Source organism: Microcoleus sp. Pol12B4, from assembly GCF_036701385.1.
Lineage (GTDB): Bacteria > Cyanobacteriota > Cyanobacteriia > Cyanobacteriales > Microcoleaceae > Microcoleus.
This window is the reverse complement of record NZ_JAUBQR010000201.1, coordinates 1-12,444: the sequence shown is the minus strand read 5'-3', so window position 1 is coordinate 12,444 and position 12,444 is coordinate 1. Positions and strand designations below refer to the sequence as shown.

The 12,444-nt window shown below is 43.1% G+C and carries 8 protein-coding genes; 3 read left to right on the top strand and 5 right to left on the bottom strand.

The genetic code is table 11. The features are described from left to right. Nucleotides 1-123 precede the first annotated feature (123 nt). The 3 genes from QUA38_RS22730 to QUA38_RS22720 all read left to right on the top strand — a co-directional run bounded on the left by QUA38_RS22730 (nt 124) and on the right by QUA38_RS22720 (nt 4,407). The gene (locus tag QUA38_RS22730) at nt 124-1,440 is read left to right on the top strand and encodes a methyltransferase domain-containing protein (RefSeq protein WP_333165825.1); all 1,317 of its coding nucleotides are present in this window, start codon (nt 124-126) and stop codon (nt 1,438-1,440) included. A 113-nt stretch (nt 1,441-1,553) separates the two neighbouring features. Then, nucleotides 1,554-2,069: a type IV pilin-like G/H family protein gene (locus tag QUA38_RS22725; protein ID WP_333165823.1), complete on the top strand. Its 516-nt coding sequence runs from the start codon at nt 1,554-1,556 to the stop codon at nt 2,067-2,069. Between the two features lie 103 nt (nt 2,070-2,172). After that, nucleotides 2,173-4,407 (top strand): O-linked N-acetylglucosamine transferase family protein, encoded by a 2,235-nt coding sequence (locus QUA38_RS22720; protein ID WP_333165821.1) that lies wholly within the window; start codon nt 2,173-2,175, stop codon nt 4,405-4,407. Nucleotides 4,408-4,471: 64 nt separating this feature from the next. On the opposite strand, the gene QUA38_RS22715 is transcribed toward QUA38_RS22720, so the two are convergent. The 5 genes from QUA38_RS22715 to QUA38_RS22695 all read right to left on the bottom strand — a co-directional run bounded on the left by QUA38_RS22715 (nt 4,472) and on the right by QUA38_RS22695 (nt 12,185). Beyond that, entirely contained in the window at nt 4,472-8,317 is a 3,846-nt protein-coding gene (locus QUA38_RS22715) for a methyltransferase domain-containing protein (RefSeq protein ID WP_333165819.1), read from the bottom strand. A gap of 215 nt (nt 8,318-8,532) precedes the next feature. Further along, nucleotides 8,533-8,928 carry a tetratricopeptide repeat protein gene (locus tag QUA38_RS22710; protein ID WP_333165817.1) on the bottom strand — a complete coding sequence of 132 codons (396 nt, stop codon included), beginning with the start codon at nt 8,926-8,928 and terminating at the stop codon, nt 8,533-8,535. 476 nt (nt 8,929-9,404) lie between these two features. Beyond that, nucleotides 9,405-10,160, bottom strand: a complete 756-nt coding sequence (locus QUA38_RS22705; protein ID WP_333165815.1) for a Uma2 family endonuclease — start codon at nt 10,158-10,160, stop codon at nt 9,405-9,407. A 181-nt stretch (nt 10,161-10,341) separates the two neighbouring features. After that, nucleotides 10,342-11,832: an MlaD family protein gene (locus QUA38_RS22700; protein WP_333165812.1), complete on the bottom strand. Its 1,491-nt coding sequence runs from the start codon at nt 11,830-11,832 to the stop codon at nt 10,342-10,344. A 125-nt stretch (nt 11,833-11,957) separates the two neighbouring features. After that, complete coding sequence (locus QUA38_RS22695) at nt 11,958-12,185, bottom strand: four helix bundle protein (RefSeq protein ID WP_333165827.1); 228 nt, start codon at nt 12,183-12,185, stop codon at nt 11,958-11,960. Between the last annotated feature and the right edge of the window lie 259 nt (nt 12,186-12,444).

Here is a 12,444-nt window from a genome sequence, read left to right as displayed (position 1 = left end):
GTTTCGGTTAAAATTCCAGGGATTTTTTGTCTCTGTTCGGGGAGCGTCCCTGTTCCAAAACTGTCCGAAGTATTGATAATAGGAAGTGCCACAGCATTTTAACAGCATCAAGAGTAATTCATAATGGAAAATCAAGAATCTGATTTAATAGACAAAATTCGCCAGCAATTTGACTATGCCCCTTTTCCCAGAATTCCTCTCGAAAAATCTCCTGAGTATGAGTATCAGTTGCTTTACCTTAACAACCTTGTAACTGCTTACTACTTCAGAAATCGGAAAGTTATCAATACTGAAGGCAAACTTATTCTGGATGCAGGATGCGGTAGCGGATACAAATCCTTAGTTTTGGCTACAGCTAATCCGGGAGCTAAAATTGTGGGAATTGATTTATCAGAAGAATCTGTTAAGTTAGCCCGCCACCGTTTGCAATATCACGGCTTTGAGAATGCTGAATTTTATGCGATAAAAATAGAAGAATTACCCAGTTTAGGTTTGCAGTTCGACTACATTAATGCTGACGAAGTGCTTTATTTGTTGCCCGATGCAGTTGCAGGAATGCAGGCAATGAAATCGGTTCTCAAACCTGATGGCATTATTCGGACTAACCTGCACAGTTCCATTGGTAGAGCGGGAGTATTTCGCGCTCAAGCTGCTTTCAAAACAATGGGATTGATGAATGGAACTCCAGGCGAGTTGGAGATTGAAATAGTCCGGGAGACTATGGAGGCGCTGCAAGATGAAATATGGCTCAAAGCAGTTAGTTGGAATGCCGATCGCGCAAACGATGAGGGGTGGATTCTGTCAAACTATTTATTGCTGGGTGACAAAGGATGTAGCGTGCCTGAACTGTTTGCACTTTTGAGAGCCGCCGATCTAGAGTTTATCAGCATGGTGGCGTGGCGCCGTTGGGAGTTGATGGATTTGTTTAAAGATCCAGATGATTTGCCTGCGTTTTTGGCGATGAGTCTGCCAGAAACTTCTGTGGAAGAACGGCTGCATTTGTTTGAACTGTTACATCCCCAGCATCGGCTGTTTGATTTCTGGTGTGGCAATCCCGGCACTCAGGCTGTTGTGCCTGTTTCGGAACGGACGGAGGCTGACTGGCAGTCGGCGCGGGTGCATTTGCATCCTCAACTCAGGACTTCCGAGGCGAGGGAAAACTTGACTAATTGCATTGCCAGTGATCAGCCGTTTGAGATTAGTCGTTATATTGTTGTGCCGACTCTAGCGCCGGTGGCGATCGATAGTAGAATCGCAGCTTGCTTGTTACCTCTGTGGGATGGGCTGCAGTCTGCGGTGTCGCTAGCGGAAAAGTGGTTGCAGAGCCGAGCCAAGTCTGCTGTTAATCTAGAACCCGCAGCCCTGGAGACAGCCTTCGATCAACTCAAGGAACTGTTGAGTAGGCTGGAAGTCCTTCTGTACGTGCTTTTGGAGCGTTAGCCACCAGACATAAAAAAAAATTGGACGGGATGATAGCAAAGCCGGGGAAACTGGGTAAGTTACATATAAGAGTTAAAAATCGAGCATTCCACCCCCTCAAGGAGAAACAAATTATGAAGACTGAATTTAAAGCCAAGTTCCTGCAACACATCAACAAAAGAAGACAGGATCAAGGTTTCACCCTGATTGAACTGCTAGTTGTTATCATCATCATCGGTATTCTTTCTGCTATCGCTTTGCCCGCGTTCCTCAGCCAAGCTAACAAAGCCAAGCAATCAGAAGCCAAGCAGTATGTCGCCTCGATAAACAAGGGTCAGCAGGCTTACTACGCAGAGAATCCAAGCTTTGGGAGTAATGTTGCCGTTTTGGGTCTGGGTCTCAAAACTCAAACTACTAACTATCAATACTCTGTAACAGGTACGACAGGCTCGGCTAGCGCCCTGGCAACCCCCGTTTCTAATACTCTCAAAGGATATGCAGGGGGAGTAGGATTGGTTGATGCAGGCGAGGCAAAAACCACGCAGAGCGTACTTTGTGAGACGAGTGGTTTTGGTGCTCCTACTGCCGCTGTATTTACTAGTTCGACTGAAGTCAGGTGTGGAACAGACATGGTACTGGTTACTAAGTAATTGCTGAACATAACCAGCATGGCTTGTTAAGGGGGGCGGGTAGGACTCTGTGTGCTACCTGCTCTAATTTTTTATATAAAAACTGTTTTGAACAAATTGATCTATGGTTTCTAGTGATTTACCGGCTTTAGGATCTGATTGGCAGCAAAAAACTGATCAATTTCTGCTTAAAGGAGATTACGTTCAGGCTGCAAAGCTTTACGAACAGGCAATTGAAGACGAACCTGGCATTAAGTCCCACTACTGGCAGTTAGGGTTGATGTTGATGTTGCAGGGACAAGAGGTAGAAGCTCAGACTACTTGGCTGTTGGGAGTGGCGGACGGAGAGCCTGAAGAAATAGATCGGTGGACTGAGGAACTAATACAGGTTCTGCAAACAGAGGCAGATAGACAGCGGGATCAGGGTGACTATGCGGTGGCTTGGGCAATTCGGCAGCATATCAGGGAAATTAATCCTACAGATATCAACAACCTGCTGCATTCGATCGGGCTGTCCACCATGCTGGAGGTATATACCGGAGAGGAATTGGCAGATACAGGCGTCATTGAGCTACTAAAATCAGAAGAATCGAACTGGGTAGACTTTGAGCTATTGATGCAAGTGTTGAAGAATGTTTTAGACCGGGCTCCTTTCCATCCATCATCCTTTGAGTTGACGGATGCTAGTATAGCCTACGTCAAAGAGTCCCTAACTTTTTTTAGTATTTTAATACCATTTGTTTATAAGATTTTTTACTCTGCAAAGCAAGTTGAGTTGGCAGCACGATTTACTGAATTAGCATTGCGTGTGGAGCCTCTAAATCCAGAATTATTGGGTACTTTGTCTTCTTTTTATCAAGATATTAGCGAGCACTCTAAAGGAATAGAAACTGCTAAGTTGTGCTATTCAGTTATGGAAGGCTTAGCAAATAAAGTTTATGCTAATTTCTTGCTTGTACGCAGTTTGATGGGAGCTGGTGGCTATTGGGATGAATTTTGTTTAGCCTTGGAAACGCAGAAATCCCTGTTAGCGTCTTTGATAGAAGAGCAACCGACATCCCTGGCTCAGGCTGCAACTGTTCGTTTATTTATTTCTGTGTTTTTTTTGCCATACTTTCAGGATCTCCCACGGGAAAATATACAAATTCGCAGTCAAATAGCTCAGCTTGCTCAGTTAAATGTTGAAAATTATGCAAAGGAGAAAGTGGAGAAATGTCGCCAGCGACGATCGCCCCTTCTCCAGGTTGATCCTCCTGGTAAACGTTTGAAGATTGGATATATTTCTCATTGTTTACGCAGCCATTCTGTGGGGTGGTTGGCCAGGTGGGTGTTTGAGTACCGCGATCCATCTCGCTTTGAAGTAAATGCTTACCTGCTTGGCTCTGAAATGAACCGCGACAAGTTAGAAGATTGGTACATTAGCAAAGTTGATAAAGCTTATAAATTAGGATTAGATAGTCACGAAGCTGCTGAGAAAATTTACGAAGATGAAATTGATATTTTAGTCGATCTCGATAGTATGACGCTGAGTGATACTTGTGAAACTATGGCTATCAAACCAGCACCAATTCAAGTGACTTGGCTGGGTTGGGATGCGTCTAGCGTGCCAACTATTGATTACTATATTGCCGATCCTTATGTTTTACCAGAATCAGCTCAGGAATACTATACGGAAAAAATTTGGCGTTTGCCTCAAACTTACATAGCAGTCGATGGTTTTGAAGTTGGGGCGCCAACTTTACGGCGCGATAGTTTAGACATCGGCAGTGATGCTGTGATTTATCTTAGCGCTCAGAGGGGATATAAGTATCACCCGAATACAGCACGGCTGCAAATGCAAATTATTAAAGCCGTACCGAATAGCTATTTCTTAATTAAAGGTTTGGCGGATCAACAATCAATCAAAAAGTTTTTTGTCGAAATTGCAGAATCAGAGGGGGTGGAGGGCGACAGGCTGCGATTTTTACCAATGGCAGGAGCGGAGGCAGAACACCGAGCTAATTTGGGCATTGCTGATGTGGTACTCGATACTTACCCCTACAACGGAGCTACAACAACTATGGAAACGCTGTGGATGGGCGTTCCGATAGTAACGCGCGTTGGAGAGCAGTTTGCTGCGCGCAACAGCTACACGATGATGATGAATGCAGGTATTTCAGAAGGGATTGCTTGGACTGACGAAGAGTATGTAGAATGGGGGATTCGTTTAGGAAAAGATGCTGTTTTGCGGCAGCAAATATCTTGGAAATTGCGGCAGTCACGACAAACTGCTCCGCTGTGGAATGGCAAGCAATTTACGCGAGAGATGGAAAAAGCTTACGAGCAAATGTGGCAGATATATGTTGACAAAAATCCTTGATGGTGCTACTCCCCATGAGTAGTGCGTGGAGCGAGTTGCTATACACAGAAACTCGCTAGATTCATCAGTTAGTCTCCTGTATAAAACGGTCTAGTTCAAAGGAGGAAATGTTCTCGCATTTAGCTTGTGCGATGGCCTCTGTGTTCTCATTCTCCAAGACAATCCGACTGTGAAGTCGAGGTATCAAAGCTTCCCACTGAATTTTACTCAACTGTCCAATCAGGGAAATTTCCGGCCCATCGGAAACATCTAAATCTTCTTCCATTAAAAGGTTCATCGCTACGCTAGATAAAGCGAGATTAGCATCTTCATCAGAAATATTGCTCGTGTCTACCAAAAGAGTTATGTTACTTTTGTCTGGGTGAGTTGCGATCGCCCTGACAACTCCTTCTAATTCTAAACCCAAAGACTCTTCTGGTTGCGACCAATCTGGGAAAACGATCAAATTAATATCTCTCAAATTCAAAGGTAAGAGAGTCCCATTAATCAATGCAGCGCTCATAGTTTGCGCCATTTTTGACCAAGAAAAATTTTGCGCCCGTTGCAAACCAGCCGCAATCAATGAATTGCGAATTTTCGGTTTTTGTACCTCACAAAGTGCATGGGCTAAACCCTCAACATCCTCATCATTCACATATAAAGCTGCTTCCCCCGCAACTTCAGGTATAGAGGCATTGGGACAAGTGATGACTGGACAACCGCAGGACATTGCCTCTAACACAGGCATCCCAAAACCTTCATACTTTGACGGATAAATCAGAGCTACAGCACCGGCATAAGCTAATCTCAATTCGTCATCGCTGACGTGTAGCTTATGCACAACACTTCCCAAAGTATAATTTCTCAACTCTTCTTCTAATAGAATTCCAGTCCCTGTACAAACAATCTCAAATCCTTGTTTACTGGCAAGTTTTCCAAAAGCCTGAAAAAACAAGATAGTATTTTTATAATCAGACCCACCTCCGACTGAAATAAAGTAGGGTTTTGAGATGCCGTACTTTGTTTTAAAACTATTAATTTCTTCTTGACTCGCTGGCGCGAAAAGATTGTCTACTCCACAATGAGCTACCGTTACAGATTCTAGGGGAATTTCTGGGGAAAATTTTGTCAAGTCCCGCGCTGTATTTTTTGAAATTGAAATATATCCAGAAGCATGACTAATAGCATGATGCTTTTCCCTCCACATGGGTTCATTCAAATTGGCCCGTAATACTTCTGGAATCATGTCATAAGCCATGAATACAGAGGGAGTTGATAGAGGTGTTGTGTAGTAGGTGGATATAAATAAGTCTGCACCAGTTTCATCACATACTTGCTGTAACATTTCCCGGTCAGCATCAGTTTTACTGTAATCATAAGCAGGCACGGTGCAATACCTAATTCCCGCAATTTTTGGCGAGGTTCCCACCCGATCCAATACAATTATATGATTGGCAAAACCATTTTCCGCCCATTCTTCTAGCAGCGACCTCCAAACGCGGGCAATTCCTGTTCTGTACATTTGAAAGAATACACCGTCCACCAGTATTGTCAACCCGCTTTGCGAGTCCCCGTCCTCTTCTATTTCCGCAGGCTGTATCTTTGGTTCTTGTTGAATATGAGTAATTTGGCTAACAGCTTTTAAGAAGTCATTCTGTAAAAGCGACACCTTATTAACCGCTGCTAATCCTCCTTTTGCCAATTGCTCAAATAAATCTTCCGGCAATTTTTTTTCTGTTAGTAAATGAAGAGAGGAACCATTTGAGTAGAAGTTGAGATTAAACTTGGCAGCAAGGATTGAAAGAGATTTAGCTGTATAAAGAGAAACGTGCTGACCTTCGTGAAGCACATAGTACCACCATTCATTAGGTTTAGGATTGCTCTCTGGCAGCAATTCTGTGCTCAATAAAATATTTCGGGATTTTTTTAACAATTCTTCCAGCTCATATGTGGGGTGAACCAGATGCTCAAATACTTCAAATGCCGTCACTAATTCAAATTGGTTATTTGTGGCTGCGTCAATCTCAAATCCTTGAGCAAATATATTTTGACAAAACTTGTCGAGCCAGTAAAAGTCAAATCCCGCATCTCTCATCAGCCTGACAAATAGACCGTAGCCACCCCCGTAGTCGAGAAATATTGCTTGATGATTAAAGAAGTTAAATAATAAATTTTGGGTGATTTTTGAAAATGACAAATTTCTGTATGCTAAGCCAACATCACTGCTTGCTATTGGTTGAGAATAGGCTTCGTCTAGCCAGTATGGTTCTTCGGTTTGAACAAATCCGCAGTTTGAACATTGAAAATAATCAACATCATATTTACCCATAACTTTACCCTGGGCAAAATGATATGAATCTGATTCGCAAACTTTGCATTTCATCGGCATAGCGTTTAGTAACTTCGGAACTTCAGGCAGTAAATCTTGATAATTCCATTCTTGTAAACTTAGCTGCGTGATGTCGGGTATATAGTAATGAGGCATCCCATCTCTAGGATTATCCTTCATATATATTTGAACTTTTTCTTGTCTTTGAGATTCACTCTTAACTAACAAATCTAAGTGATATACACCCAGTTCCAGATAACTTATACCTTGCTGTTTTAGCCCATGAATCACACAATGAATTTGTCCCCTGTAAAAAAGAGCTTTGTCATATTTATAAAGGCGACATTGCCAATCGGGAAAATGAGGTTCGCTATTAACGTAATATTTTTTACTGAATGGACTAATCCACTTTCTGGTAATAAAAAAGTGATCGGCATCTAACTGAGTAGCATTAGCTTTTACATAACGTAAAAACTCCAGAGTTTTCAGGTCAATAAATTCATCTGCATCGATAATAAAAACCCAATCAGTCTTAACTTCTTTCAAAGACACGTTCCGCTGGTCAGAAAAATTGCCTGTCCAAGCTGAGTTTATAACTTTGGCTCCATAACGCAAGGCAATTTCGCAGGTGGAGTCGGTACTGCCACCGTCAACAACTATTAGCTCGTCATAAACACCATCAAGAGATTCGAGAGCAAGCTCCAAAGTTTTCTCAGCGTTTTGAACAATCATGCAAACCGAAAGACTTTGCATTGGCGACTCGGATAACTGACTGCTGACTTGAACGAGCTTTTGAGTATCCATCTGATTTGTGGTTTGAGAGTTCGCAATATTCCGATCGTTCTTACCTTCAAATCCAACCATTTGTTGACACGAGTAAGCAAATGGAACTTGATAATTGTTAGATATTCTCTGCTGACGCTCGCGTTCAAGTGCCGAGGCAACATTTCTATAAGCAGTGGGATGTACTATAGCTAACCTATCGATAGTTGTTTCTCTCACCTCTTTTGCCAGTAAAGGATATTTTTCTAGACAGGATTGCTGAGCGAATACTAGAATATTTTGAGCGTACCAAAACTCAACTTTTGGGTTGTTCCATATTTTTTTTCTCAAGCAATCTGCAACTGCGTACCCCTGTTTTTGGAAAATATTTACCCAGTAATCTGGCCACTGTTCATTAATATGATTTACTCCTCCTTGAAAAGGTATAGCTGCTGAAAAAAGCACAACTTCTCCCAGACGAGTTAGAGAATTAACGAACATTTCTGCCACTTCAAAGGGCAGATGTTCAGCTACTTCCAATGACACTACTAGATCGAATTTTTTGTCTATTGGCAACGGTTGTTTAAGGTCAAATGCTAAAAAATTTTCTTGGGGGATTTGCAGCATTTTGAGATCTACATATTCGCCATCTATCCCCAAATAGTCTTGGATACCAAGTTCTTTAAATACAGCTAACCAACCTCCTGTACCGCAACCTACATCAACAACGCTCTTAGGCTGAACCATTTCCATAAATAGAGGGATAATTTCTCTAGCTGATTGCTGCGAACCAGTTAGCAGAGATTTGTAGAATTCCTTTGAGTAAAGTTGATTTTTCATGTAGATTCTCTCTGTTTTTATGGCTTGATTTTTGAGCGGAGGATTTCTATCTTGCCATCACCAATCCTTTGCCCTGGTAGTTTCCCGGCACTCACACAGCACCTAACCCTTGAATGCCCAAGTTCGATCGCAAATCGATCGCCCCTACCAAAAAATCGATCGACCCTTAACTTTAAGGCAAACGTGATCGTCCGATGGTCCGATCGCCCTTTCCGCTACTTCTTCCCCTTCGCCTGCCCCAACAATACCTTATAATCCGATCGCCCGGGATTTAGCTTCACCAACTTCTCCAAAGGCTCGATCGCCCCCACCTTATTATTCATCTGCAACCGCACATTTGCCAACCCCTCCAGAGCCGTCTGATTCTGCGGTTCCCGCTGCAAAACCGTCTCATATCCCCGTTCCTGCGCCGCCAGCAAAGATTCCTGAGAAACTGCTACCGGAGCAGATTTTTGCTGGTGCTGGCTGCTCAAACCGCTGCCGAACAGACTCACCATACCAAAAATTGCCGAACCACCAAAGCCAACCATTGATACTAACGCAAAAATCTGCTTAATTCGATCGCTCCGATGAACCCGACTATCACTAGATTTTTTTTGTGTGCTTTCCATTGCTAACTCTTGGTGTCGCTGTTTTCCAGGCACTCGCAAAGCACCTAATCTCTAGAATGCCCAAGTTCGATCGCAAAACGATCGCCCTTCGCCATTTAAAATTTGAGACCCATCCTAGCCAAATCACAAAAACTGAGATTTGTCAAGGACATTTAGGTAACAATAACACGCGGGCGAGATCGATGAAGCGCGATCGCACCCTTACTTTTTAGCCGTTACTCTCAGGCAATTCGCCAAACCGAGCTCGGTAACACGGTAGCAAAGATGTGAGTTCAGGAGCACGCTGGCGTTCCGCTTCTAGTGCTGAGGCTAATTCATCAGAAAGCCGATCTAATTTTTCTTCTAATGTTGTTGCAGTCCTGCAGATCGCTCCTTAATTGTGGTTATTTTTAATCTCAAACGCCCTTGCTGACTCGATTGTGCAATCAAAATGGGATTGGATTAATGGCCGAAAGGTCGATCGACCTTTCACACCTTCAAATGCCATCAGGATCGATACCCTGACTCCTCAAGTATGCCATTAGTCGATCGGCGCGCTGGCGTTCCTCTTCGGCCCTCTGGCGTTCCTGTTCCACCCGTTCCGCACCCCACAGCAGCAAATTGCCATTCTCATCCCACCAGCGCAACCAATAACCCGTTCTCTGAGATTTTTCACCTTCCCAAACCCCCAGAAATAAACCCATTGATTCTATCCAGAATCGCTGATTAGTATCCGGTTCTTGCAATTCGTACTCTCCCGAATTCGATAGTCTATACACTTCCAAAACTCCCGATTTTGGTTCAAAAATTACATAAATCGGCACTTGCAAAATTCGCTCATAAAACCGCCATTTTCCGTAAGAATATGTCGGTTTATTTGAATATTCACTGCCGTCAGTATCCGATAAAAATTCCATTACTACTGCGGGGACTTCTCCCTCAGCATTGGGCGTATAACTGCGACGAACTTCTCCTGGTTCTGCTGGCAATACCGAGGGAACGTACACCCAATCTGGTGCTTTTACTACTGTTTTGTCGTTAACTTTGGCACACAGTCCAAAATTGGAAGCTACTAGCATTGAAGCTAGGATAAATCCTGCGAGATCCAAGGCTTCTCGCAGGGCCGCGGCTAAAAGTGGTTGGTCGATATTTTCCACAGGCTCGTCGGCTAATTTAAAGTCGCCTGGCAATTTTTCCCAAGTTATAGTATACTTGTTTTTGGTTTCTTCCCGTTTCGATAATGTTTGCGTCATTGGTTTTCTCGGTTTCGCTTCACACAGTTTTTTTTAAATAGAATTTGCACAAGAACTTTAATAGCGGGGTGTGCAATGCACACCCTACTAACTAGCTGTAATCGGGGTGCATTACGCACCTTACTAACTAGAGGAAGTCACGAATCTTGCAATAATTGCGGTTATTCAATGATACCCTGTTTTAAGGAGTATTTTCGGGAGCAAGTGGTTCTGCTGATCTTGCAGTTTGAGAAGGTATAACAGGCAATTTTGGCTGTTTTTGCAAGCTGGGAAATCCAGGGTCTACTGATTGATTTATGGCAGGCGTACTCGCATTTACTTTCTCAGAAAGGGGAGCTAATGTTTGAGTAACTTTAACTTGCTGTCGCAGTTGTTCTGTCGAACCCAACAAGCCTCCTAATCCGTTGAACAACCTGCGAATATTGTTGCGGAAAGCCGGATCTCCCGTCAAATCATCCACGTCGGAAGTAATTTTCTGCACGTTCTGAAAGGTAGCTCGTGCAGAATCTAGAGTTTGCTGCAATAATAACAAAGTGGCGGGATTGTTTACCTGGCTGGATAAATCTCGCAAATTACTAGAAGCTTGGGCAGCATTCGCTGATAAAACTTCTAAATTGTTTAGCAATTGTCCTTCGTTGATTCGATTAATTGTCGGGCTCAAACTGCTGACAGCTACCCGCAGTTCCTGACTGCTTTGATTGATGTTATTTAGAGTTGAGACTAAACTGGCGCGGTTGGTTGTTACTAAAGAATTGAGTTGGTTGGCTGTTAATGTAATTTGATTGGCTGCTTGAGTTACTGAATTAGCAGAATTTATCGCAGCGGCAGATACGGCTTTTGTGGAAGTGTCCGCCGTAGCTGCTACTTTAGAAACATCAGCGGCAATTCCTGATATTTCCCCTTTTAGCGATTGATTTAAACTGCTGGCTTCTCCCTTTAATGATTGATTTAAACTGCTGGCTTCTCCCTTTAATGATTGATTCAAACTGGCTATTTCGGTTTTAACCGATTGATTCAATGTCCCAATGTCTCCCCTGACAGATTGATTTAAATTTTTGATTTCGGTTTGGGCAGTTTGAGTTAAATTCGATAAATCTTGAGTGAGTTTAGCTGCACCTTTAGCTGTGTTAGCTGTATTTTCTGCCAGGGATTTAATATTGTTGAACAGCGCAGGGTCAGTGTAGAAATTAGCTAGGCGGACTGTGGATTTAATTAGTTCGTCGATAGTGACTCCAGCTTGACCTTTTAAGCGCGAATTTTGGCAGATAATCTCAGGGGGACAGTCGGCACTAACGGGATTGGCGGTAAGTAAGGATTCTGGCAAAATCGAGTTGGGGGTAATGTCGATCGACGATTCGCCAATTAAACCCGATTTATTCGCTTCGATCGTAACATCCCTGGGAATCACTAAAGTACCGGGGGCAATCTCCAGCGTCACGTCTACGCCGTTGGAACCCGGTTTGAGGGCGGTAATTTTACCGACTGCAACCCCACGATACCTGATGGGCGTGCCTATTTGCATTCCTTGGGCGCTGCCAAATTCTACGGCGAATTTGTAGCTGCGGTTCCCTAGCTGCACGCCCCGCAGCCAGAGCACTAAGCCGCCAAATAAACCGATTCCTACTAAAATTAAGAACCCGACAGAACCTTCTCTTACAGTTCGCGATCGCATATTACCTCCTTAGTCATTGGTCATTAGTCATTAGTCATTAGTCATTAGTCATTAGTCATTAGTCATTAGTCATTAGTTGTTAGTCATTAGTTGTTAGTTGTTAGCCCTCAGTTATTATTTGTGAGTTATTGATCGTGATTTTTAGGGGATGCTCCGATAGATTGTAGGTAGGAGTTTAATTGAGGAGCTAAGTCATTAATGATTGCTGTGAATATATTGACTTGTTCAACAGTTAAAAGGTTTCGAGTGTAAGCTCGTCTCAACCAGTGTTGAGTTTCATATAAAGAACCTCTAGCTATCTTGACAAAACGTTTATTGTCTTGATAGCTGCCTCGTCCGACTCCTTCTGCTATGTTAGCACCGACGCTATCGGCTGAACGGACAATTTGTTAGCCGATCGTATTTTTTGCAAATGGCTCGCAAGTGTTAACAGTTGTCCAAATTTCATCAGCTAGTCGTTCTGATAATTTATAAACCCGCAACTCCTGAAAACTTTTTGTAGCCATATTACCTCGACTTTAATGACTAATGACTAATCAATACTTCGGACAGTTTTGGAACAGGGACGCTCCCCGAACAGAGACAAAAAATCCCTGGAATTTTAACCGAAAC